Source organism: Xanthomonas boreopolis (genome assembly GCF_046529185.1).
Taxonomy (GTDB): Bacteria; Pseudomonadota; Gammaproteobacteria; order Xanthomonadales; family Xanthomonadaceae; genus Pseudomonas_S; species Pseudomonas_S boreopolis.
In genome coordinates this window covers 2,944,072-2,966,661 of record NZ_CP097162.1, presented here as the reverse complement: position 1 = coordinate 2,966,661, position 22,590 = coordinate 2,944,072, and the positions used below count along the sequence as shown (strand labels likewise).

Genomic DNA, 22,590 nt, shown 5'->3' with positions numbered 1-22,590 from the left:
CCGCGGCCCGGCGCGGCCGTCCCTTCTCAATCTGTACCCGGCGGTACAAATAATAGTAAGGTAGCCGTCCCGACCATACGTGGCCGTCTGTTCGTCAGGACGGCGAGACCGCAACGGCTTTCAAGGAACCTGGCTTTGAGCACTGCAGACGACGATCAGGCACGCGGGCATTCCCCTTCCAACGGGTCCGATGACCGCCAGGACAAGGACGGCAAGCCTTCGCCGCTCGCCAACCCCAAAGTCAAGTGGACGCTTCTCGTCGTCGGCCTGGTGGTGCTGGCCGGGCTGGTCGCCTGGTTCGTGCACTGGCTGCTGGTCGGGCGCTACCTGCAGGAAACCAACAACGCCTACCTGAAGGCCGATGCGGTCGCGGTGGCGCCGCGGGTCAACGGCTACGTCACCCAGGTGTTCGTCAAGGACAACCAATGGGTGAAGGCCGGCGAGCCGCTGCTCGAGATCGACGGGCGTACCTACCGCGCGCAGCTGGAGCAGGCCGAGGCGGTGGTGGCGGTGCGCGAGGCCGACATCGCCGCCGCCGAGGCCGGCGTGCAGGGACAATCCGCGCAACTGCTGCAGGCGCGCACCCAGGTCACCGCGGCGGCGGCCAGCCTGCGCCTGGCCAAGGCGGAGGTCGCGCGGTTCACCCCGCTCGCCGCCAGCGGCGCCGACACCCACGAACACCTGGAAAGCCTGCAGCACGACCTTGAACGCGCGCAGGCGCAATACGACGCCGCCCGGGCCCAGCTCGAAGGCGCCGGCAGCCAGCTGGAAGCGTCCAAGGCGCAGCTCGCCCAGGCCCGCGCGGGCCTGGCGCAGGCCCGCGCCGATGCCGACGCCGCGCGCCTGGCCTTCGAGGACACGCGGCTGACCGCGCGCATCGACGGGCGCATCGGCAACAAGACCGTGCAGGTCGGCCAGTTCGTCGCCGCCGGTACCCGCACGATGACGGTGATGCCGGTGGAGGACCTCTACCTCGAGGCCAACTTCAAGGAAACCCAGATGGGCCTCATGCGGCCGGGGCAGCCGGCGGAGATCGAGGTCGACGCCCTGTCCGGCGTGAAGCTGCACGGCACGGTCGACAGCATTTCGCCCGGTACCGGCTCGCAGTTCGCGCTGCTGCCGCCGGAGAACGCCACCGGCAACTTCACCAAGGTCGTGCAGCGAGTGCCGGTGCGCATCCGCGTCGATGCCGGCGCCGAGGCGCGCAAGGTGCTGGTGCCGGGCATGTCGGTGGTGGTGACCGTCGATACCCGCTCGGCCAAGGACGGCAAGGCGCGGGCCGAGGACGAGGCCGGGCGCGAGGGCGCGAAGGGCGGGGCGGCGCAGTGAGCGCGCATGCCGCCGCGGCGGCCGCCGGCCGCCCGCGCAAGGCGGACGCCAGCGCCTGGCTGGCCGTGGCCGCCGGCACCATCGGTTCGTTCATGGCGACGCTGGACATCTCCATCGTCAATGCCGCGTTGCCGACCATCCAGGGCGAGGTCGGCGCCAGCGGCACCGAGGGCACCTGGATCTCCACCGCCTACCTGGTCTCGGAGATCGTGATGATCCCGCTGACCGGCTGGTTCGTGCGCACGCTCGGGCTGCGCAACTTCCTGCTGATCTGCGCGATCATGTTCACCGCGTTCTCGGTGATGTGCGGGCTGTCCACGACGCTGCCGATGATGATCCTGGGGCGCGTGGGGCAGGGATTCGCCGGCGGCGCGCTGATCCCGACCGCGCTGACCATCGTCGGCACGCGCCTGCCGCCGGAGCAGCAGACCCAGGGCACCGCGCTGTTCGGCATGACCGTGATCCTGGGGCCGGTGATCGGGCCGCTGCTGGGCGGCTGGCTGGCCGAGAACGTCAGCTGGCACTACGCGTTCTTCATCAACGTGCCGATCTGCGCGGGCCTGGTGGCGCTGTTGCTGCTGGGCCTGAAGCACGAGAAGGCCGACTGGGGCGGATTGCTGCGCGCCGACTGGCTCGGCATCTTCGGCATGACCGCGGGCCTGGGCGCGTTGACGGTGGTGCTGGAGGAGGGGCAGCGCGAGCGCTGGTTCGAGTCGGAGCTGATCCTGATGCTCTCGCTGCTGTCGCTGCTCGGCTTCGGCGCGCTGCTGCTGGCGCAGTTCATCAACCGCGAGCCGGTGATCCGGCTGTCGATCCTGCGCAACCGCGCCTTCGCCTCGGTGTTCGTGATGGTGACGGCGGTGGGCATGATCCTGTTCGGCGTGATGTACATGATCCCGCAGTTCCTGGCGGTGATCTCCGGCTACAACACCGAGCAGGCCGGCTACGTGCTGTTGCTCGGCGGCGTGCCGACCGTGCTGCTGATGCCGTTGATGCCCTGGATGCTGGCCAACGTGGACGTGCGCCTGATGGTGGGCATCGGCATGGCCGCGTTCGCCGGCGCCTGCTTCGTCAACCTGGGACTGACCGCCGACAGCGTCGGCATCCACTTCGTGATCGGCCAGTTGCTGCAGGGCGTGGGCCTGGCGTTCGCGATGATGGCGCTCAACCAGGCCGCGATCACCTCGGTGCCGCAGAACCTCACCGGCGACGCTTCGGGCCTGTTCAACGCCGCGCGCAACCTCGGCGGTTCGATCGGCCTGGCGTTGATCTCCACCTTCCAGGAGCGCCGGCTGACCTTCCACACCGAGATGATCGGCAGCTCGACCACGGCCAACTCGCCGCTGGCGCAGGACTACCTGCACGGCATCGGCGCCCAGCTGCAGGCGGGCAGCGGCGACGCGCAACTGCAGGCGTTCGCCCGGATCGCGCAGCTGGTGCAGCAGCAAGCGCTGGTGATGACCTACAACGACCTGTTCTGGATCTTCGGCGTGATCGTGGTTTGCACGTTCCCGTTGATCTTCATGCTCAAGCCGCTGCCCAAGGGCGGCGGGCCCATGGTGATGCACTGATGACCACCCGTTCCCCGTTCCGTCCGTTGTTGCTGCCGGCCGCGCTGCCGCTGCTGTTGTCGGCGTGCATGCTGGGCCCGGACTACGTCAAGCCCGACGTGGCCGGCGACGCCCTGGCGCAGGCGCGCCTGCCGCGCGCCGATCCGGCCGTCGTCGCCGATGCGCCGCCGCCGCAGCGCTGGTGGGAGGCGCTCGACGATGCGCAGCTCACCTGGCTGGTCGAGCAGGCGCTGGCCCACAGTCCCGACCTGCGCGCGGCCGAGGCCAACGTCAGCGCCTCGCGCGCGCTGGTGCGGCAGCGCCGGGCAGAGCGGATGCCGAGCGTCGGCGCCACCGCGGGCTACGTGCACGCGCGCATGCCCGACGCGATCGTCGATGCGGCGCGCAGCACCCCGCAGTTGCAGGGAACCGACCTGGACAACGTCGAGCTCTACACCGCGGCCTTCGACGCGAGCTGGGAGCTGGACCTGTTCGGGCGCCGCCGCCGCGCGCAGCAGGAGGCGCAGGCGCAGGCCGAGGCCGACGAGGCCCAGCTGGCGGACGCGCAAGTCCAGCTCGCCGCCGAGGTGGGCCGTGCCTACGCCAACTACCGCGGTACCCAGGAGCGGCTGGCGATCGCCCGCGACAGCCGCGACAAGGCGGCGAAGATGCTGGAGCTGACCCGGCAGCGCCGCGAACGCGGCGCCGCGCCGCAGACCGACGTGGAACGCGCGCTGGCGCAGCTGCGCCAGCAGGAGGCGTCGATCCCGGACCTGCAGGCGACCCTGCAGGAATCGCTCGACCAGCTGGCGCTGATGACCGGACGCGTGCCCGGCGCCCTCGATGCCGCACTGGCCGAGCCGCGGCCGCTGCCGCAGCTGCCGGCGGTGGTGCCGGTGGACGATGCGGCCTCGCTGATCCGCAGGCGCCCGGACGTGCGCAGGGCCGAGCGCCAGCTGGCCGCGTCGTCGGCCAAGATCGGCCAGGCGCTGTCGGGCTACTTCCCGCAGGTGACGCTGCTCGGCGGGATCGGCATGGGCGCGACCTCGCCGGGCGATCTCGGCTCCGACGCGGTCGGCACGGTGGTCGCGCCGATCCTGCGCTGGTCGGTGTTCGATTTCGGCAAGACGCGCTCGCAGGTGGCGCAGGCGAGGGCGGGCAACCAGGCCTATGCGGCCAGCTACGAGGCCAAGGTGCTCGCGGCCCTGCAGGACGCCAACAACGCGCTGGCGCGCTTCGGCGCCTCGCGCCGGGCACTGGCGATGGCCGGCGATGCGGCGGACGCGGCGACGCGTTCGTCCGACCTGGTGCAGCAGCGCTACCGGGCCGGCGCCACGTCGTTGATCGACGCGCTGGACGTGCAGCGCCAGCAGCTGTCCGCGCGCGACAGCCGGACCCAGGCGCAGATGAAGCTGCTGGTGGACTACATCGGCCTGCAGAAGAGCCTGGGGCTGGGCTGGCAGGCGCCGGAGCAGGCGGCGGCCAGGTAGGCCGTACTTCCTTGCTCGGCTCTGTTCGGGCCGGGCAGTGTTCTTGTGGGAGGGACTTCGGTCCCGGCGGCAGCATCGGCCAAGCGTCGGGACCGAAGTCCCTCCCGCAAGAAAGTAGTTGAACACCGTCCCGGGGCTTCGCCCCCGCCTCGCCCCGTCCGCGTCCCGGTCCACGCCGGCGGCGTGGGCGCTCCGAGGCACGCGCGCCGCCGGCGCGCGGGCCGTGCCTTGCCGCCTCTAGCGGAGGGGACTTCGAGCGTTTTCCCGCCACCGTGGCCCCGCTACACTGCTCGTCACGGGCGGCGGGGGCAGGCGCGGCGCCCGCGATCCTTCACCGATCAGGAGTGTTCGATGGCGTCGACCGAGGCCAGGCCGCAGAATCCGTCTTCCTCCGCGGCGTCCGAGCGCCCGGACGACTACCTCTCGATCAGCGGCGTGCGCAAGGAGTTCGACGGTTTCGTCGCGCTCGACGACATCAGCCTGAACGTGCGCAAGGGCGAGATCTTCGCGCTGCTCGGCGGTTCGGGCAGCGGCAAGTCCACGCTGCTGCGCTGCCTGGCCGGTTTCGAGACGCCGACCCGCGGCCGCATCGTCCTCGACAGCCAGCCGATGAACGACCTGCCGCCGTACGAGCGGCCGATCAACATGATGTTCCAGTCCTACGCGCTGTTCCCGCACATGACGGTCGAGCAGAACATCGCCTTCGGCCTCAAGCAGGACGGGCTGGGCAAGGACGCGATCCGCACGCGTGTGGGCGAGATGCTCGAGCTGGTGCAGCTGGGCAGGCTCGCCAAGCGCAAGCCGCACCAGCTCTCCGGCGGGCAGCAGCAGCGCGTGGCGCTGGCGCGCTCGCTGGCCAAGGGGCCGAAGCTGCTGCTGCTGGACGAGCCGATGGGCGCGCTCGACAAGAAGCTGCGCAACCAGATGCAGCTGGAGCTGGTCAACATCATCGAGAAGACCGGCGTCACCTGCGTGATGGTCACCCACGACCAGGAGGAGGCGATGACGATGGCCACCCGCATCGCGCTGATGGACCAGGGCTGGATCCAGCAGGTCGGCACGCCGGCGGACATCTACGAGTCGCCGAACAGCCGCTTCGCCGCCGAGTTCATCGGTTCGGTGAACCTGATCGAGGGCCGGATCGACGAGGACCAGCCCGACCACGTGACGCTGCTCTGCCCGCAGTTCCCGGTGCCGATCTACATCAGCCACGGCATCACCGGCGTGGAAGGCCAGGAGGTGGCCTTCGCGGTGCGCCCGGAGAAGGTGTGGATCACCCAGGCCGAGCCGGAGCAGCAGTACAACAAGGCGCGCGGGACCATCGAGGACATCGCCTATTTCGGCAGCCACTCGATCTTCCACGTGCGCCTGCCCAGCGGCCTCAAGCTGCAATCCAACTTCGCCAACCAGAAGCGCTGGGAGAGCGAGGGGATGACCTGGGGCGACGAGGTCTGGGTGTCCTGGGACGACAACGACGGCGTGGTGCTGACCTCATGAACCCGCGCGCGCTCAAACGCTGGCTGCCGGGCGGCCGCTGGGCGGTGATCGCGCCGCCGTACCTGTGGCTGCTCGTGTTCTTCGCGATCCCGTTCCTGATCGTGCTGAAGATCTCCTTCAGCCGGCTGGCGATCGCGATGCCGCCGTACACGCCGCTGCTGGAGTACGTGGACGAGGCGCTCACGGTCCGCCTCAACCTCGGCAACTATCTCTCCTTGCTGGCCGACAACCAGTACCTGCTGGCCTACCTGAGTTCCATCAAGATCGCCGCGATCTCCACGCTGCTGGCGCTGCTGGCCGGCTATCCGATCGCCTACGTGATCGCGCGGATGCCGCCGGCGGCGCGCAACGTCGCGATGATGCTGGTGGTGCTGCCTTCTTGGACCTCGTTCCTGATCCGCGTGTACGCCTGGATCGGCATCCTCGACAGCAACGGCGTGCTCAACCGGCTGCTGACCGGGCTGGGCCTGATCGACTCGCCGCTGCACATCCTGTACACGCCGGTCGCCGCGTACATCGGCATCGTCTACTGCTACCTGCCGTTCATGGTGCTGCCGCTGTACGCCAACCTTGTCAAGCTCGACCACCGCCTGCTCGAGGCCGCCTACGACCTCGGCGCGCGGCCGTGGAAGGCGTTCCTCACCATCACCCTGCCGCTGTCGCGCAACGGCATCATCGCCGGCTGCATGCTGGTGATGATCCCGGCGGTGGGCGAGTTCGTGATCCCGGAGATGCTGGGCGGGCCGGACACGCTGATGATCGGGCGCGTGTTGTGGGGCGAGTTCTTCAACAACCGCAACTGGCCGGTGGCCTCGGCGGTGGCGATCGTGATGCTGGGCTTGCTGATGATCCCGATCCTGATCTTCAACCGTTACCAGCAGCGCGAGCTGGAAGGGCGGCTGACATGAGCGCGACGCGCGGCGGCCGCCTGGCGACCTGGCTGGTGCTGGGCCTGGGGTTCGGCTTCCTGTACCTGCCGATCCTGTTGCTGATCGTCTACTCGTTCAACGAGTCGCGCCTGGCCACGGTCTGGTCGGGCTTCTCGACCAAGTGGTACGGCGAACTGCTGCGCGACCGGCAGATGCTGGACGCGGCCTGGATCAGCCTCAAGGTCGCGTTCTGGACCGCCACCGCCTCGATGGTGATCGGCACGATGGCGGCGATGGCGATGACCCGGCTGCGGCGCTTCCCCGGCAAGACGCTGTTCGGCGCGCTGATCTCCGCGCCGCTGGTGATGCCGGAGGTGATCATCGGCCTGTCGATCCTGCTGATGCTGGTCTCGGTCGGCGGCGCGATCGGCATCGCGCCGAAGGGCGTCACCGCGATCTGGATCGCGCACGTCACCTTCACCCTGTCGTTCGTCACCGTGGTGGTGTCCTCGCGCCTGCAGGAGCTGGACCGCTCGCTGGAAGAGGCGGCGATGGACCTGGGCGCGAACCGGCTCAAGGTGTTCTTCCTGATCACGCTGCCGATCATCGCCCCGGCGCTGGTGTCCGGGTGGCTGCTGGCGTTCACGCTGTCGCTGGACGACGTGGTGATCGCCAGCTTCGTCGCCGGCCCGAGTTCGACCACCTTGCCGATGAAGGTGTTCTCCTCGGTACGCATGGGCCTGAGCCCGAAGATCAACGCGTTGGCGACGATCCTGGTGCTGGCGGTGTCGGTGGCCGCGGCGATCGGCTGGTGGATCATGGCGCGCAACGAGAAGCGCCGGCAGCAGGACATCCAGCTGGCGCTGCAGGAGAACGGTTGAGTTCGCGGGGCGGCTACGGCCCGCCGCGGCCGGGGCCGCCCCCGCAATGATGTCGCTGACGCGATGACGACCTGCGCGGGGCTAGCATATGCGCATTCGTTTTCCGGAGCCGCACGATGAGCTACCAGACCGTCAATCCGTACACGGGCCGACCCGAGCACACCGTCCAGGCGATGGACCAGGCGGCGATCGAGCGGCGCCTGGCCGCCGCGGCCAGGGCGTTCCCGGCCTGGGCGGCGCGGCCGCTGGACGAGCGCGGCGCGCTGCTGCGCAAGGCCGGCGAGGAACTGGCCCGGCGCCGCGACGACATCCAGCGGATCATGACGGCGGAAATGGGCAAGCTGCGCAAGGAGGCGCTGGCCGAGATCGACAAGTGCGCGCAGGCTTGCGCGTACTACGCCGAGCACGCCGCGGAATACCTGGCGCCCAAGGAGATCCGCACCGAGGCACAGCGCAGCTACGTCCACTACGAGCCGATCGGCTGCGTGTTCGCGGTGATGCCGTGGAACTTCCCGATCTGGCAGGTGTTCCGTTTCCTCGCGCCGTCGCTGATGGCGGGCAACGTATCCCTGCTCAAGCACGCGACGAACGTGCCGCGTTGCGCCGACGCGATCGCCGAGGTGCTGGAGGCCGCGGGCGTGCCGGAAGGCGTGTTCGACGTGCTGCACATCGACAACGAGCAGGCCGCGGCGGTGTTGCGCGATCCCCGCGTCGCCGCGGTGACGCTGACCGGCAGCGAGCGTGCCGGGCGCGCGATCGCGTCCAACGCGGGCGAGCAGCTGAAGAAATCGGTGATGGAGCTCGGCGGCAGCGACGCCTTCGTCGTGCTCGACGACGCGGACCTCGACAGGACGGTCGAGGCCGCGGTGAAGTCGCGTTTCGACAATGCCGGCCAGACCTGCATCGCCGCCAAGCGTTTCATCGTGGTCGAGGCGATCGCCGACGCGTTCGTGGCGAAGTTCGTCGAAGCCGCGGGCAAGCGCAGCTACGGCGATCCCGCCGACGAGGCCACGACGCTGGCGCCGATGGCGCGCGCCGACCTGCGCGACGAGCTGCACAAGCAGGTACGGGCCAGCATCGCCAAGGGCGCCGAGCTGTTGCTGGGCGGCGAGCCGATCCCGGGCTCGCATGCCGGTTATCCGGCCACGATCCTGGACCGGGTCGGCCCGGGCATGCCGGCCTACGAGGAGGAGCTGTTCGGCCCGGTCGCGGCGATCCTCCGCGTCAAGGACGAGGCCGAAGCCGTGCGTGTCGCCAACGACACCACCTTCGGCCTCGGCGGCAGCGTCTGGACCGGCGACGCCGGGCGCGGCGAGGCTGTGGCGCGCCAGCTGCAATGCGGCGCCGCGTTCGTCAACGCCATCGTGAAGAGCGACGTGCGGATGCCGTTCGGCGGCACCAAGCGTTCCGGCTTCGGCCGCGAACTGGCCGAGCATGGCATCCACGAGTTCATGAACGTCAAGACGATCTACGTGGCTTGAGCGGGGCCCGGAAAAGCCTGCTCCGTATCGCGTGGTGCTGTGGGAGGGACTCCAGTCCCGACGGGCTTTGTCGGCCCTCCGTCGGGACTGAACGGCCTCGGCATGCCGAGGCCACTCCCACAAAGAAGCCAAAAAACGGCAGAGAGAGCATCAAATCGCTTGACAGCCAAAGTCAGGCAAAGATGCTTCTCCCGAATCCCGAATCCCGAATCCCGAATCCCGAATCCCGAATCCCGAATCCCGAATCCCGAATCCCGAATCCCGAATCCCGAATCCCGAATCCCGAATCCCGAATCCCGAATCCCGAATCCCGAATCCCGAATCCCGAATCCCGAATCCCGAATCCCGAATCCCGAATCCCGAATCCCGGCGCCCCTACAGCCACTTCGCCCGCTTGAACAGGCGATACAGCACCAGGCACGACAGCGCCACGCCGCCCACGAGGATCGGGTAGGACCAGCGTCCGCCGAGTTCCGGCATGTGCTCGAAGTTCATGCCGTACCAGCTGGTGATCAGGGTCGGCGCCGCCAGCAGCGCCGCCCAGGCGCCGAGGCGCTTGACCGTCTCGCCCTGGGCCAGCGTGACCAGCGAGAGGTTCACGCTCAGTGCGGTACCCAGCATCTCGCGCAACGTGTCGATCGCGTCGTTGATGCGCGCCGCGTGGTCCAGCACGTCGCGCAGGTAGACGACGACGCTGTCGGGGATCAAGGGACCGGGGTTGCGCTTGAGGTGCGAGAGCACGTCCTGCAGCGGCGCCACCACCAGCCGCATCTTGTTGAGCTCGCGCTTGAGCTCGTACAGCCGCACCACGGTGCGGCGCTTGTAGCTCTCCGAGAAGATGTCCTTCTCCAGCAGTTCCAGGGTGTCCCGGAACTCGTCCATGATCGGAAGGTAGTTGTCGACCACGAAGTCCAGGATGGCGTACAGGCTGAAGGCCGGGCCGAGCGACAGCATCGACGGCTCGCGCTCCATCTGCGCCCGCACCGGCGCATAGGAGAGCGAAGCGCCATGGCGCACCGTCAGCAGGAAGCGCTTGCCGAGGAAGGCATGGGTCTCGCCGTAACGGATCCGCTCGTCCACCAGTTGCGCGGTCTTGACCACCACGAACAGCGAGTTGCCATAGCCCTCGACCTTGGGGCGCTGGTGCGCCTTGAGCGCGTCCTCGATCGCCAGGTCGTGCAGCCCGAACTCGCTCTGCAGCAGCCGCAGCACGTCCTCGGCGGGTTCGTACAGGCCCACCCAGACGAAGCCCTCGTCGTCCTTCTCGAGTTCTTCGCTGATCCGGTCGAGGCCGATGTCGTGGCGCTTGCCGTGGCCATCGTAGAACGCGCAGGTGATGACGCACGCGGGATTGTCGGAAGGGGTCGGGTGCATTTCGGTCATGGCGCGCATCGTGCGCCAGCGCGCGGGCAGGGGCAAGCCGCGCCGTTCGCGCGCAGCGGGCGCTACGACGGGGAGCGTGAGCGTGATCCGCGCTCCGGGAAGCCGCGATCCCGCCGAAGCGGAATCCGTGGACGCTAGCCCGCCGCGGGCGGGACCGTCTTGCGGGCGCGCCCCAGCGCCATGGCCAGCGCGGCATGGATCGGCAACAGCAGCATGATCCACTGCAGGTTGAACTGCGGCTGGAACGACAGCCAGTCGATGACCAGCGCGAGCACGCCCGCGGCGACCACCAGCCAGGCGACGATGCCAAACCACCGGCCGGGCACGTGCCGCCGCAGCGATCCGAAGGCGCCGGCGACCAGCAGCAGGCACAGCGGATTGAGCAGGAGCAGGTTGCGGTTGCCCCAGGCGGCCTGGTGCGCGGTGAAGCCCCACAGGTAGATCAACAGCCCGCCGCCGATCGCGCAGGCCAGCCAGAACGGAATCGCCAGGCCGGCCAGCAGGCGCGGGCGCCGCGCGAGGGCCAGCACGCCGGCGGCGACGACCAGGCCGGCAAGCAGCCACGGCCAGCGCGACCGCGCCTGGTCCGGCGGTTCCGACGCGATCCGGTGCGGCAGCAGTTCCTGGGTGGACTGCACCAGTGGGCGGCCTTCGCTGTTGCGCGCCTCGGCGAGGCTTTCGGCGAGCCGCATCGGGACGAACGCTTCCTGCCAGCGCGACAGCGGTTTGTCGGCGTAGGGCCCCAGCCCCAGGTCGAAGCCGAGCCACATCCACGGCGCCGGCGAGGCCAGCCGCACCGCTTCGCTGCGATAGGTATTGCCGCGCGAGCGGCCGGCGAGCTGCGCCTTCAATGCGCCTCCCATCGCCTGGTCCAGGCTGTCGCGGACCATCGTGGCGCAGTTGGCGGTGAAGTAGTCGTAGCGGTAGCGCGCGTTCTCCGGGCGGCTGCGCACCGCCAAAGCGTCGGCCAGCGCGGTCGCCTGCCGCGGGGGCAGGTCCAGCCACTGGATGCTGACCCCGCGCCCGCTGTCGCGGTACTGCTGCAGGTCTTCTTCCAGCGGCAGCGCGACGAGGTAGTACATCATCTCGCCTTCGATGAAGCGGCCGACGAAGTCGGGCTCGCTCGGGTCGAAATAGCCGAAGTTGTACGAGATGGCCCGTCCGGTGGCGGGATCGGCCACCACGATCGCGTCGTGGCCGAAGCGTTCGAAGAACACCTCGCCGGGCTGCATCGTCGCCACGCCGATCCGCGGCGCGGCCTGGGCGAACGCCCAGGCCGGCAGCAGGCAGGCCAGCAACGCCAGCAGCCGCAGCGCGGCGATGGGAAGCGCGCGGATCAAGCCTCGTCCTGCAGTTCGGGCGGCAGCACGGTGACGTGCAGCGCATGCACGCGGCGCGCGTCGGCCTTGGCGACGCGGAACGCGAACCGGCCCAGCGTCAGTTCCTCGCCAGTCTCGGGCAGGTGGCCGATCGCGTCGGTCACCAGGCCGCCCACCGTGTCGTAGTCGTCGTCGGGGAAGTCGGCGCCGAAGCGCTCGTTGAAATCCTCGATCGGCGTCAGCGCGTCGACCACGTACTGCCCGTCGGACTGCACGGCGATCAGCGAGCTCTCGTCCTCGGCCTCGTCGTGCTCGTCGTCGATCTCGCCGACGATCTGTTCCAGCACGTCCTCGATGGTGACCAGGCCGGCCACGCCGCCGTACTCGTCCACCACGATCGCCATGTGGTTGCGCGACAGCCGGAATTCCTTGAGCAGGACGTTGAGCTTCTTGGACTCCGGGATCAGCACCGCCGGGCGCAGCAGCTCGCGCACGTTGCCGGGACCGTTGTCGGCGACCACGCCGCGCAGCAGGTCCTTGGCGAGCAGGATGCCGAGCACCTCGTCCTTGTTCTCGCCATGCACGGGGAAGCGGGAATGGCCGGATTCGACCACCTGCTTCATCAGGTCGAGGAAGCGCGACTCGACCGGCAGCGAGACCATCTGCGAGCGCGGCACCATCACGTCGGCGACGGTGAGCTCGGAGACCGAGATCGCGCCTTCCATCATGCGCAGCGTATCGGCGGCGATCAGGCCGTCGCCGTGGGCCGTGCGAAGCAGGGCGACCAGTTCGTCGCGGGTATGCGGTTCGCCCGAGAAGGCCGCGCTGAGGCGTTCGAGCCAACTGCGGCGTCTTTCCTGGGGTTCGGGCGAACTGTGACTACTGTCGTCTTCGGACATCATTCGGGGAAACGGCACCCGGCGAGCCGGGCGTTGGGTCCAAGTCTAGCAGGGTGGAGCCGGGGCCCGGGACCCGAGGGGCAGAAGCGACGCCCCCTGTGGGAGCGGCTTCAGCCGTGATGAGGCGTTCCCAGTTGAACCCCCGCACATGGATGTGCGGGCTTTTGCAGGGGGATCTGTATGAAAGCTCATCGCGGCTGAAGCCGCTCCCACAGGGCACAGGCTGTCTTGACCGGGAACGGAGCCAAGAGCCCTTCCCCGATCCCGGTCCTCAAGGCTTGTCCAGGTCGTAGGTGCAGCCGGCCAGGGTCTTGCCCGGGTGGCTGCGCACGTCCGACACGCTCAGGATCACCGATTCGACCATCTTCTCGCCGGTGCCCGGGGTGACCACGTCGCGGCTGGCGACCTCGCGGCCGGCCATGAATTTCTCCGGCGTGTCCACGCCGGTTTCCAACTGCAGGCGCTTGGCGAGCGTGCGGGGATCGGGGCCGTCGAGCAGCAGCATGATCGTGCCGCCCGAGACCACGAGGTGGTCGCTGGACGCGCCGAACGCGGCGACCGGCGCCGGCAGCCGGAATTCGCTCATGAACGGATTGCTGCGCGGCAGCGCCTGCCAGCCGAGGGCTTCGGCCGCGGCGGGGTCGTTCAGCACCGGCACGATGCCGTGCGCATACGCCGCGATGTCCTGGCGGCACTCGATCAAGGCCGACAGGTCGGGCGCGGTGGCCGGTTCGGCGGCCGCGCACGTGCCGGCGGCGAAGGCAAGGCCAAGGGCGGCGAGCAGGGGGCGGGTCAAGAAGGCTGTCTCCGGAACATGGCGGGCGGAGGGCGTCGTAGAGGTGCTTCGGTCCCGATGGGCGCTGCGTCCAGGCGCCGGTGCCGTGCGTCCCGGGCTCAACGCTCGCCCGCGTAGGGATCGGCGACGCCGAGTTCGGCCAGGATCTCGCGTTCGAGCTGTTCCATCGCCTCGGCTTCCCTGTCGTCCTCGTGGTCCCAGCCGAGCAGGTGCAGCGTGCCGTGGACGGTCAGGTGGGCATAGTGCGCGCTCAGTAGCTTGCCCTGCTCGCGGGCCTCGCGTTCCACCACCGGGGCGCAGATCACCAGGTCGCCGAGCAATGGGAACTTCACGCCCTTGGGCAGGCCTTCGGGGACTTCCGCCGGGAAGCTCAGTACGTTGGTGGCGTAGTCCTTGCCGCGGTAGTGGTGATTGAGCGAGCGGCCTTCCTTGGCATCGACCAGGCGGATCGCCAGGTCGGCCTCGCGGATGCGGCCCTTCAGCGCGGCCGCGACCCACTTGCGGAAGCTCACCGCCGACGGCAACCCGGCGCGGGGCAGGGCGTAGCTGACGGCGACGTCGAGGCGTACCGGTCCGCGGGTCATGGCGAGGCTCCCGTCTGCGCGTCCTGGAGGTCGCGCCTGTCGTAGGCGCTGACGATGCGCGCGACCAGCGGATGGCGCACCACGTCGCGCGACTCGAAGAAGGTGAAGCTGACGCCTTCCACGTCGCGCAGCACGTCGATCGCGTCGCGCAGGCCGGACTTGACGTGCTTGGGCAGGTCGATCTGGGTGAGGTCGCCGGTGATCACCGCGGTCGAGCCGAAGCCCAGGCGCGTCAGGAACATCTTCATCTGCTCGATGGTGGTGTTCTGCGCCTCGTCCAGGATCACGTAGGCGTCGTTGAGCGTGCGCCCGCGCATGTAGGCCAGCGGCGCGATCTCGATGACGTTCTTCTCCAGCAGCTTCACCACCTTCTCGACGCCGAGCATCTCGTACAGCGCGTCGTAGAGCGGGCGCAGGTACGGGTCGACCTTCTGGCTCAGGTCGCCGGGCAGGAAGCCGAGCTTCTCGCCGGCCTCCACCGCCGGGCGCACCAGGACCAGCCGCTGCACGCGCGACTCGTTCAGCGCCTCGACCGCGCTGGCGACCGCCAGGAAGGTCTTGCCGGTGCCGGCCGGGCCGATGCCGAAGTTGATGTCGTGCGTGGCGATCAGGTGCAGGTACCTGGCCTGGTTGGCGCCGCGCCCGCGGATGGTGCCGCGCTTGACCTTGATGGCCACTTCCTGCGGCGCGTACTCGCGCCGGGCCACGTGCTCGACGTTGGCCTCGTTGAGGCGCAGGTGGATCGCATGGCTGTCGAACGTGGTGCCGGCGGCCTCGTCGTAGAGCGCGCGCAGCAGCTTCTCGGCCGCGGCGGCCGCCGCTTCCGGGCCGGTGACGCGGAACACGTTGCCGCGATTGGCGATCTCCACGCCGAGCTTGAGCTCGATCTGGCGCAGGTGTTCGTCGAACGGTCCGGCCAGGTTGGACAGGCGCTCGGTATCGACGGGATCGAGGGTGAAGTCGCGTTGCGCGGGTGTGGTCATGAGGCGTTCGGAGCGGCGCCGTGCCGCGAGGCGCGGCCGGGCAGGGAACCAAGGTTAGCGCGTCGGCGCGGCAAACCCCAGCGCCGCGGAATTCACCCGGCCTTAATTAAATGTGGATTTAAATATCGCTATGGTTGATCCCAAGCCACCTCGAGACGCCGCCGGCAAGCGCGCGGCCGGCACCCGCAAGCGCGCCGCACGGCCCCGCCCGCCGGGGCGGCCGGCGGTGGCCGACGGCAAGGACCACCAGGCCGGCCTGCTCGACGCGGCGCTGGCGTGCTTCGCCGAGCAGGGCATCGCCGGCACGCGGATGCGCGACGTCGCCCAGCGTGCCGGCGTCACCCCCGCGCTGGTGAACTACTACTTCGGCGACAAGGAGCAACTGCTGCGCAGCGTGGTGGAGACGCGGCTGCGGCCGGTCGCCGCCGGGCTGGTCTCGCGCCTGGTCGCCGCCGGCGACGACCTGCCCGCGACGGTGCGCGCCTTCGTCGAGGGCGTGGTGGCCGTGGTCGAGCAGAACCCCTGGTGGCCGCAGCTGTGGGTACGCGAGGTGTTGTGCGAGGGCGGCGCGCTGCGCGGCCTGCTGACCGACGAGGTCGGCCCGCAGGTCGCCCGGATGATGGCGGCGCGTTTCGCCGACGCGCAGGCGCGCGGCGAGCTCAATCCCGGCCTGGACCCGCGCCTGCTGATGACCTCGCTGGTCGGATTGACGATGTTTCCCGCTGCGGGCGCGCCGATCTGGCGGCGCCTGCTGGGGGCGGAGGAACTGGGCATGGACGCGGTGGCCGGGCATGCGCTGGCGCTGCTGTGGCACGGGGCGTGGAGCGGGCCGCGCTGAGCGGCCGGTATTCGGAAACGACGGAGAACGCGATGCGCAAGCTGCTCCTCATCCTTTCGTGCGCCGTCCTGGCGCTGGCCGGCGGTTGCCGGCGCGAGCCCGATCCGCTGTTGGGTACGCTGGAGTGGGACCGGATCACGCTGCCCGCGCCGGCGGCGGAACGCATCGTGGCGATGGACGTGCGCGAGGGCCAGCAGGTCGCGGCCGGCACGCGGTTGATGCAGTTGGAGCTGGTGCGTACCCGTTCGCAGCTGCAGGGCCTGCAGGAGCAGGCCCGCCAACGCGAGCAGGCGCTGCAGGAACTGGTGGCCGGCCCGCGCACGGAGCAGATCGCGCAGGCCCGCGCGCAGCTGGCCTCGGCGCGGGCGCAGGCCCGCGATGCCACCGCCTACTACGCGCGCCTGCAGCCGCTGGGCCGGCAGCAACTGGTCGCGGCCGCCGACGTCGATCGCGCGCGCGCCGCCGCCGGCGATGCGCAGGCGCAGGTGCGCGCGGCCGAACAGGCCCTGCTGGAGCTGGAGCGCGGCAACCGGGCCGAGGACATCGCGCAGGGCGAGGCGGCCTTGCGTGCCGCGCAGGCCGACGCCGCGGTGCAGGCGGTCAACCTGGAGAAACTGGACATCGTGGCCCCGCGCGCCGGCCGCGTGGACAGCCTGCCGTACAAGCTGGGCGACCAGGCGCCGGTCGGCGCTTCGCTGGCGGTGATGCTGGTCGGCGATGCGCCGTACGCGCGCCTCTACGTGCCGGCCACCCTGCGCGGGCGCGTGGCCATCGGCCAGGCGTTGCAGGTCAGCGTGGACGGCAGCGGCCAGGTGTACCGAGGACGGATCCGTGCGATCCGCAGCGAGCCGATGTTCACTCCCTATTACGCGCTCTCCGGCGGCGATGCCGAACGCCTGACCTACCTGGCCGAGGTGCAGCTGCCGGCGAGCGCGAAGGACCTGCCGGTGGGCGTGCCGGTGCGGGCGCGGCTGGCGGACGACGCCCATGAATGACGCCGGCGGCGGCATCGCGATCCGCGCGCACGGGCTGACCAAGCGCTTCGGCGATTTCACCGCCGTCGACCACGTCGACCTGAGCGTGCCGCGCGCGCAGGTCTACGGCTTCCTCGGGCCGAACGGCTCCGGCAAGTCCACCACCATCCGCATGCTGTGCGGGCTGCTCACGCCCAGCGACGGCGACGTGGAGGTGCTGGGCCTGCCGATCCCCGAGCAGGCCGAGGCGCTGCGCCGGCGCATCGGCTACATGACCCAGCGCTTTTCGCTGTACGAGGACCTCACCGTGCGCGAGAACCTGCAGTTCCTCGCCACGGTGCAGGGCCTGCCGCGCGCGCGCCGCAACGCGCGCGTGGAGGAGCTGCTGCACGCCTACGACCTGGAGGCCTTGCAGAAGCAGCTCGCCGGCACGATGAGCGGCGGCCAGAAGCAGCGCCTGGCGCTCGCCGGCGCTGTGGTGCACGAGCCGCAGCTGCTGCTGCTCGACGAGCCGACCAGCGCGGTCGATCCGGAATCGCGGCGCGGCTTCTGGGAAAAGCTGTTCGAGCTGGCCGACGGCGGCACCACGCTGCTGGTATCCACCCACTACATGGACGAGGCCGAGCGCTGCCATCGCATCGCCATCCTCGAGCGCGGGCGCCTGGTGGCCGACGGCACGCCGGCCGAGCTGACCGGGCGCCTGGAGGGGCGCACGCTGGGCGTACGCAGCCCGGCGCTGCGGCAGGCGCAGAAGATCCTGCACGCCGTGGACGGCGTGCTCTCGGTGGCGCAGATCGGCAACGAGCTGCGCGTGTTGTGCGCGCCGGGACGGGGCGACCCGGACGCGCTCGCCGCGGCATTGCGCGAACGCGGCCTGGAGGCGCAGGTGGCCCGCATCGAGCCCAGCCTGGAAGACGTGTTCGTCGCCGCGACCCGCGGCCGCGAGGAGGAGGGCGCATGAAGATCGCGCAGATCTACGCGGTCATGGTCAAGGAGGTGCGGCAGATGATGCGCGACCGCATGACCCTGGCGATGATGATCGGGATCCCGACGCTGCAACTGCTGCTGTTCGGCTATGCGATCAACCTGGACGTGCGCAACCTGCCGGCGGCGGTGGCCGACCTGGCCGACACGGCGGCCTCGCGCGCGCTGGTGCGCGACATGCTGGCGACCGGGGTGGTCGAGCCGGTCGCCGCCGCGCGCACCCCGGCCGAGATCCAGTCGCTGATCCGGGCCGGCACGATCGAGGTCGGCATCGTGGTGCCAACGGATTTCGAGCGCCGGCTGGGCGAAGGCCGCGAGGTGATGCAGGTGATCGTCGACGGCGCCGATACCTCGGTGCAGGCCGCCGCGCGCCAGCTGGCTCAGATGCCGCTGGACGGGCGCATGTCCAGCGCGCAATCGCAGGCGCGCATCAGCGTGCTGCCGCTGTACAACCCGCAGCGGGTGTCGGCGATCAACGTGGTGCCGGGCCTGATCGGGGTGATCCTGACCATGACCCTGGTGATGTTCACGGCGATGGCGATCGTGCGCGAGCGCGAGCGCGGCAACCTGGAGATGCTGATCGCCACGCCGGTGTCCAGCGCCGAGCTGATGGTCGGCAAGGTGCTGCCCTACATCGCGGTGGGGCTGATCCAGGCCACGGTGATCCTGGTGCTGGGCGGCTTGCTGTTCGACGTGCCGGTGCGCGGCGGGCTGCCCGCGGTCTACGCGGCATCGATGCTGCTGATCGTGGCGAACCTCAGCCTGGGGCTGCTGATCTCCACGCGCGCGCAGTCTCAGTTCCAGTCGATGCAGATGACGTTCTTCCTGTTCCTGCCCTCGATCCTGCTGTCGGGCTTCATGTTCCCCTTCGACGGCATGCCCAGGCTGGCGCAGTGGCTGGCCGAGGCGCTGCCGCTGACCCACTTCATCCGGCTGATCCGCGGCACCATGCTGCGCGGCGCCTCGCCGTCGGAGTTGTGGCCGGACGCGCTGGCGCTGGTGGTGTTCACCGCGGTGATGATGACGCTGGCGATCTCGCGCTTCCGCAAGCGGCTGGATTGAGGGTTTCTCCACAGTCGTTGTGGAACCCGGCTGCAGCAACCTGTGGATAACGGCCGCAGGGGGCCGCGGCGCAAGGGATCGAGCCGGATTGGCGAAAAAATCGCCACTGGCCGGCGCGCTGTCCACAACCGATGTGGATCGAATGCGGAAAAGCCTGTGGGTAACCCGCGGCACGGCTTGTGCCGCAAGGCCCGGCGAAGGTCTGGCGAAAAAACCGCCAGGCCCGGCCGGCTCAGGCCGCGTCGGCGTCCCCGCCCAGCTGGACGCGGCCGCGCAGCGAGTTGGTCAGCGCCTCGGTGATCAGCACGTCCACGAACTGGCCGACCAGGTGCGGATGGCCGGGGAAGTTCACCGAGCGCATGTTCTCGGTCTTGCCGGTCAGCTCGTTCGGGTTCTTCTTCGAAGGCCCTTCGACCAGCACGGTCTGCACGGTGCCGACCATCCGCTGCGAGATGCCTGCGGCATATTCGTTGATGTGCTTCTGCAGCCGCTCCAGGCGCGCGTGCTTGACCGCCTCGGGCGTATCGTCGTCGAGGTCCGCGGCCGGGGTGCCGGGGCGGCGCGAGTAGATGAAGGAGAAGCTCTGGTCGAAGCCCACGTCCTCGATCAGCTTCATGGTCTTCTCGAAATCGGCGTCGGTCTCGCCCGGAAAGCCGACGATGAAGTCCGAGCTGATCGAGATGTCCGGGCGCACCGCGCGCAGCTTGCGGATCTTCGACTTGAACTCCAGCGCGGTGTAGCCGCGCTTCATCGCGGCGAGGATGCGGTCGCTGCCGGCCTGCACCGGCAGGTGTAGGTAGTTGGCCAGTTGCGGCACGTCGCGATAGGCGTCCACCAGGGAGTCGGAGAACTCCAGCGGGTGCGAGGTGGTGAAGCGGATGCGGCCGATGCCCTCGATCTGGGCGATGGTGCGGATCAGCAGGCCCAGGTCGGCGACTTCGCCGCCTTCCATCGGCCCGCGGTAGGCGTTGACGTTCTGGCCGAGCAGGTTGATCTCGCGCACGCCCTGCGCCGCCAGTTGCGCCACTTCCACCAGCACGTCCTCGAACGGCCGGCTGACCTCGGTGCCGCGGGTGTAGGGCACCACGCAGAACGAGCAGTACTTCGAGCACCCTTCCATGATCGAGACGAACGCGCTCGGGCCTTCGGCGCGCGGCTCGGGCAGGCGGTCGAACTTCTCGATCTCCGGGAAGCTGATGTCCACCTGCGGCCGGTTCTGCTCGCGGCGGGCGCGGATCAGCTCGGGCAGGCGGTGCAGGGTCTGCGGGCCGAACACCAGGTCCACGTACGGCGCGCGCTTGACGATGGCCTCGCCCTCCTGCGAGGCGACGCAGCCGCCTACGCCGATGATCACGTCGCGGCCGTTGCCCTTCAGCGCCTTCCAGCGGCCGAGCTGGCTGAACACCTTCTCCTGCGCCTTCTCGCGGATCGAACAGGTGTTGACCAGGACGACGTCGGCCTCCTCCGGGTCGTCGGTCAGTTCCAGCCCCTCGGCCTGCGCGAGCACGTCGGCCATCTTGGCCGAGTCGTACTCGTTCATCTGGCACCCGTGGGTCTTGATGTACAGCTTCCCGCGCGCACCGCCCGGGATGGCCGGGCGCTGGCCGGGCAAGGGCACGAGCGTGGGGGAATCCACGGCAACGGCCGTGGCGGGGATTTCGGAGGCGGGCGTCCCGGGCATGGCGCTTATTCCAGACGGGTGGCGGAGCGGGGGCGGCCACCAGGGGCGGCCGCGGCGAGCCGGCTATTGTAGAACGTGCCATGCCCCTTGAAGCGCATTCCCGCGGCCGGTGCCACCGCGGGAATGCGTTGCGGTCCTTGGCAAGACGGGTCGGCCTTGCCCCGGCCCAAGCACGCGGATGCCGCACTCCAAAGGGCATGGCACGCTCTGGCGGCAACAAACCCTTTTCGCGCCAAGCACTTGGCAACGCCCGGCGGAGCTGGGAGACTTCGCGCCATGAAGGGGATACCGGGGATGCTGGGGCTGCTGTTCGCCACGCTGTCGGCTGCGCCGGCCAGCGCCGGCACCCTGTACAAGTGCATCGGTGGCGACGGGATCCCCAGCTACGTGAGCAAGCGCGTCCATGGCGCCTCGTGCAGCGTGGTCGGCAACTACAAGCCCGAGCGCCGCGCGTCCGCCAGGCCGGCGCCGGCCAAGCCCCGGCCCGCCGTGGCGAGCGCCGAGCCGGCGAAGACGGCGGTGCCGCCGGTCGCCGCTTCGGTCGCGCCCAAGTCCGTGGCGCCGATGCCGGCCCCGGCGAATCCGGGCGGATTGCCGCAGCGGGTCGTCAGCGGGCAGCTCTATTCCTACATGAAGGATGGCGTGCGCCACTACACCAGCGCACGCCCGACGCAGACCGCGAGCATCGAAGGGCTGCGCACGATCCGCTACAGCTTCATCGAGACCTGCTACGCGTGCGCGGTCAACCCCGGCGTCAACTTCGGGACCGTCCGCCTCAACACCGCGGCCTACCAGGGCGAGATCGCCGCCGCCGCGCGCGAGTTCGGCGTGGAGGAGGCGGTCGTGCGCGCGATCATCCACGCCGAATCGGCCTACAACCCGATGGCGCTGAGCCGGGCAGGCGCGCAGGGGCTGATGCAGTTGATGCCGGCCACGGCGCGGCGCTTCGGCGTCGCCGATTCCTACGATGCCGGCCAGAACATCCGCGGCGGCGTGCAATACCTGGCCTGGCTGCTCAAGCGCTTCGACGGCAACCTGACCCTGGCCGCGGCCGGCTACAACGCGGGCGAGGGCGCGGTGGACAAGTACGGCGGGGTGCCGCCCTACGCCGAGACCCAGCGCTACGTACAGCGCGTGGGCGTGCTGGCCGAGCGCTACCGCGGCGTGCTGGCCTCGGTCCAGTAGCGCCGCTCGGCCCGGCTTCGCGGGCATGTCGCCGCCGGCCGGGGCATCTTTCCTTCGCCGACGCATTGTCTGTCCATTAAGCCTTCCGCTACACTCGCCCCGGATTCATCGCGGCTCGACCCCCCGCGGGCCGCTGGCAGCCTCAAGCTACCTAATACAGATCGGAGAGCCGGATGGCCAACGATGGGGTTAACGAGCCCGCCAACACGGGACGTCGACGGTTCCTGACCGCGACAACCGCAGTGGTCGGCGCGGTAGGAGCAGGGTTTCTAGCGGTACCTTTCGTCAAATCGTGGAACCCGAGCGCGCGCGCCAAGCTGGCTGGTGCGCCGGTGACCGCCGACATCAGCGCCCTGCAGGAAGGCCAGCGCCTGATCCTCGAATGGCGCGGCCAGCCGATCTGGATCGTCAAGCGGTCCAAGGCCATCCTCGATGCGCTGCCGTCGCTGGACGGCCGGCTCAAGGACCCCAAGTCCGAGAACAAGGACCAGCAGCCGGAGTACGTGCTGAAGAACGTCGAGTACCGCTCGATCAAGCCCGAGATATCGGTGCTGGTCGGCCTGTGCACGCACCTGGGCTGCTCGCCCGAGATGGTCGCCGAGATCCGGCCCGAGCCCTACGACCCGCAGTGGAAGGGCGGCTACTTCTGCCCTTGCCACAAGTCGCGCTTCGACATGTCCGGCCGCGTCTTCGACGGCGTGCCGGCGCCGATCAACCTGCTGGTGCCGCCGCACCATTACCAGGACGACAACACGATCGTGATCGGCGTGGATCCGTCCGGCAACAGCACGGGGGCTGCCTGAGC

General features: G+C 69.7%; 20 protein-coding genes. 13 read left to right on the top strand and 7 right to left on the bottom strand.

The features are described from left to right. The first annotated feature begins 135 nt into the window (after positions 1-135). From M3M27_RS13340 to M3M27_RS13310, 7 genes are all read left to right on the top strand, one after another. Positions 136-1,329, top strand: a complete 1,194-nt coding sequence (locus M3M27_RS13340; RefSeq protein ID WP_434025930.1) for an HlyD family secretion protein — start codon at positions 136-138, stop codon at positions 1,327-1,329. Beyond that, positions 1,326-2,900, top strand: coding sequence for an MDR family MFS transporter (locus tag M3M27_RS13335; protein ID WP_140720052.1), 1,575 nt, complete (start codon positions 1,326-1,328; stop codon positions 2,898-2,900). Before M3M27_RS13340 ends, M3M27_RS13335 begins: the two co-directional genes overlap by 4 nt. Then, a complete protein-coding gene (locus M3M27_RS13330) occupies positions 2,900-4,369 on the top strand; it encodes an efflux transporter outer membrane subunit (RefSeq protein ID WP_434025929.1) in 1,470 nt (489 codons plus the stop codon). Before M3M27_RS13335 ends, M3M27_RS13330 begins: the two co-directional genes overlap by 1 nt. Before the next feature lie 351 nt (positions 4,370-4,720). Continuing rightward, positions 4,721-5,866, top strand: a complete 1,146-nt coding sequence (locus tag M3M27_RS13325) for an ABC transporter ATP-binding protein (RefSeq protein ID WP_434025928.1) — start codon at positions 4,721-4,723, stop codon at positions 5,864-5,866. Beyond that, entirely contained in the window at positions 5,863-6,774 is a 912-nt protein-coding gene (locus M3M27_RS13320; protein ID WP_140720058.1) for an ABC transporter permease subunit, read from the top strand. Before M3M27_RS13325 ends, M3M27_RS13320 begins: the two co-directional genes overlap by 4 nt. Further along, entirely contained in the window at positions 6,771-7,616 is an 846-nt protein-coding gene (locus M3M27_RS13315; protein ID WP_434025927.1) for an ABC transporter permease subunit, read from the top strand. Before M3M27_RS13320 ends, M3M27_RS13315 begins: the two co-directional genes overlap by 4 nt. Before the next feature lie 116 nt (positions 7,617-7,732). Then, positions 7,733-9,097 (top strand): NAD-dependent succinate-semialdehyde dehydrogenase, encoded by a 1,365-nt coding sequence (locus M3M27_RS13310; protein ID WP_434025926.1) that lies wholly within the window; start codon positions 7,733-7,735, stop codon positions 9,095-9,097. A gap of 375 nt (positions 9,098-9,472) precedes the next feature. Here the strand turns inward: M3M27_RS13310 and M3M27_RS13305 are convergent, their stop codons facing one another. From M3M27_RS13305 to M3M27_RS13280, 6 genes are all read right to left on the bottom strand, one after another. Then, positions 9,473-10,471, bottom strand: coding sequence for a magnesium and cobalt transport protein CorA (locus tag M3M27_RS13305; RefSeq protein ID WP_140721829.1), 999 nt, complete (start codon positions 10,469-10,471; stop codon positions 9,473-9,475). A 143-nt stretch (positions 10,472-10,614) separates the two neighbouring features. Next, positions 10,615-11,793, bottom strand: a complete 1,179-nt coding sequence (locus tag M3M27_RS13300; RefSeq protein WP_434028020.1) for a DUF4105 domain-containing protein — start codon at positions 11,791-11,793, stop codon at positions 10,615-10,617. A 23-nt stretch (positions 11,794-11,816) separates the two neighbouring features. Then, positions 11,817-12,698 carry an HlyC/CorC family transporter gene (locus tag M3M27_RS13295; protein ID WP_140720066.1) on the bottom strand — a complete coding sequence of 294 codons (882 nt, stop codon included), beginning with the start codon at positions 12,696-12,698 and terminating at the stop codon, positions 11,817-11,819. A 271-nt stretch (positions 12,699-12,969) separates the two neighbouring features. Further along, positions 12,970-13,494, bottom strand: a complete 525-nt coding sequence (locus M3M27_RS13290; protein WP_434025925.1) for a hypothetical protein — start codon at positions 13,492-13,494, stop codon at positions 12,970-12,972. Between the two features lie 98 nt (positions 13,495-13,592). Then, positions 13,593-14,078 (bottom strand): rRNA maturation RNase YbeY, encoded by a 486-nt coding sequence (gene ybeY / locus M3M27_RS13285; protein ID WP_140720070.1) that lies wholly within the window; start codon positions 14,076-14,078, stop codon positions 13,593-13,595. Further along, a complete protein-coding gene (locus M3M27_RS13280) occupies positions 14,075-15,061 on the bottom strand; it encodes a PhoH family protein (RefSeq protein ID WP_140720072.1) in 987 nt (328 codons plus the stop codon). The genes ybeY and M3M27_RS13280 overlap by 4 nt, the downstream gene beginning before the upstream one ends. Before the next feature lie 130 nt (positions 15,062-15,191). Between M3M27_RS13280 and M3M27_RS13275 the strand changes: the two genes are divergently transcribed. From M3M27_RS13275 to M3M27_RS13260, 4 genes are read left to right on the top strand one after another with little or no spacing between them, the layout of a single operon-like run. Next, complete coding sequence (locus M3M27_RS13275; protein WP_434025924.1) at positions 15,192-15,899, top strand: TetR/AcrR family transcriptional regulator; 708 nt, start codon at positions 15,192-15,194, stop codon at positions 15,897-15,899. A gap of 32 nt (positions 15,900-15,931) precedes the next feature. Next, positions 15,932-16,894: an HlyD family secretion protein gene (locus M3M27_RS13270; RefSeq protein ID WP_434025923.1), complete on the top strand. Its 963-nt coding sequence runs from the start codon at positions 15,932-15,934 to the stop codon at positions 16,892-16,894. Between the two features lie 19 nt (positions 16,895-16,913). After that, a complete protein-coding gene (locus tag M3M27_RS13265; protein ID WP_140721835.1) occupies positions 16,914-17,834 on the top strand; it encodes an ABC transporter ATP-binding protein in 921 nt (306 codons plus the stop codon). Next, complete coding sequence (locus M3M27_RS13260; RefSeq protein WP_434025922.1) at positions 17,831-18,919, top strand: ABC transporter permease; 1,089 nt, start codon at positions 17,831-17,833, stop codon at positions 18,917-18,919. The genes M3M27_RS13265 and M3M27_RS13260 overlap by 4 nt, the downstream gene beginning before the upstream one ends. A gap of 232 nt (positions 18,920-19,151) precedes the next feature. On the opposite strand, the gene miaB is transcribed toward M3M27_RS13260, so the two are convergent. Further along, positions 19,152-20,600 carry a tRNA (N6-isopentenyl adenosine(37)-C2)-methylthiotransferase MiaB gene (gene miaB / locus M3M27_RS13255; protein WP_434025921.1) on the bottom strand — a complete coding sequence of 483 codons (1,449 nt, stop codon included), beginning with the start codon at positions 20,598-20,600 and terminating at the stop codon, positions 19,152-19,154. Positions 20,601-20,876: 276 nt separating this feature from the next. Here miaB and M3M27_RS13250 point away from each other — a divergent pair, with 276 nt between their 5' ends. Together M3M27_RS13250 and petA are read left to right on the top strand one after the other, a co-directional pair. Continuing rightward, a complete protein-coding gene (locus M3M27_RS13250; RefSeq protein ID WP_434025920.1) occupies positions 20,877-21,785 on the top strand; it encodes a lytic transglycosylase domain-containing protein in 909 nt (302 codons plus the stop codon). Positions 21,786-21,958: 173 nt separating this feature from the next. Continuing rightward, positions 21,959-22,588 carry a ubiquinol-cytochrome c reductase iron-sulfur subunit gene (gene petA, locus M3M27_RS13245; protein WP_140720084.1) on the top strand — a complete coding sequence of 210 codons (630 nt, stop codon included), beginning with the start codon at positions 21,959-21,961 and terminating at the stop codon, positions 22,586-22,588. The last annotated feature ends 2 nt before the right edge of the window (positions 22,589-22,590 follow it).

Bases quoted from the DNA above. Each gene is read 5' to 3' on its own strand.
- M3M27_RS13330 (WP_434025929.1), top strand. From the start codon at position 2,900: ATGACCACCCGTTCCCCGTTCCGTCCGTTGTTGCTGCCGGCCGCGCTG.
- M3M27_RS13315 (WP_434025927.1), top strand. From the start codon at position 6,771: ATGAGCGCGACGCGCGGCGGCCGCCTGGCGACCTGGCTGGTGCTGGGC.
- M3M27_RS13280 (WP_140720072.1), bottom strand. From the start codon at position 15,061: ATGACCACACCCGCGCAACGCGACTTCACCCTCGATCCCGTCGATACC.
- M3M27_RS13310 (WP_434025926.1), top strand. From the start codon at position 7,733: ATGAGCTACCAGACCGTCAATCCGTACACGGGCCGACCCGAGCACACC.
- M3M27_RS13275 (WP_434025924.1), top strand. From the start codon at position 15,192: ATGGTTGATCCCAAGCCACCTCGAGACGCCGCCGGCAAGCGCGCGGCC.
- M3M27_RS13250 (WP_434025920.1), top strand. From the start codon at position 20,877: ATGAAGGGGATACCGGGGATGCTGGGGCTGCTGTTCGCCACGCTGTCG.
- M3M27_RS13305 (WP_140721829.1), bottom strand. From the start codon at position 10,471: ATGCACCCGACCCCTTCCGACAATCCCGCGTGCGTCATCACCTGCGCG.
- ybeY (WP_140720070.1), bottom strand. From the start codon at position 14,078: ATGACCCGCGGACCGGTACGCCTCGACGTCGCCGTCAGCTACGCCCTG.
- M3M27_RS13320 (WP_140720058.1), top strand. From the start codon at position 5,863: ATGAACCCGCGCGCGCTCAAACGCTGGCTGCCGGGCGGCCGCTGGGCG.
- M3M27_RS13325 (WP_434025928.1), top strand. From the start codon at position 4,721: ATGGCGTCGACCGAGGCCAGGCCGCAGAATCCGTCTTCCTCCGCGGCG.
- miaB (WP_434025921.1), bottom strand. From the start codon at position 20,600: ATGCCCGGGACGCCCGCCTCCGAAATCCCCGCCACGGCCGTTGCCGTG.
- petA (WP_140720084.1), top strand. From the start codon at position 21,959: ATGGCCAACGATGGGGTTAACGAGCCCGCCAACACGGGACGTCGACGG.
- M3M27_RS13270 (WP_434025923.1), top strand. From the start codon at position 15,932: ATGCGCAAGCTGCTCCTCATCCTTTCGTGCGCCGTCCTGGCGCTGGCC.
- M3M27_RS13260 (WP_434025922.1), top strand. From the start codon at position 17,831: ATGAAGATCGCGCAGATCTACGCGGTCATGGTCAAGGAGGTGCGGCAG.
- M3M27_RS13295 (WP_140720066.1), bottom strand. From the start codon at position 12,698: ATGTCCGAAGACGACAGTAGTCACAGTTCGCCCGAACCCCAGGAAAGA.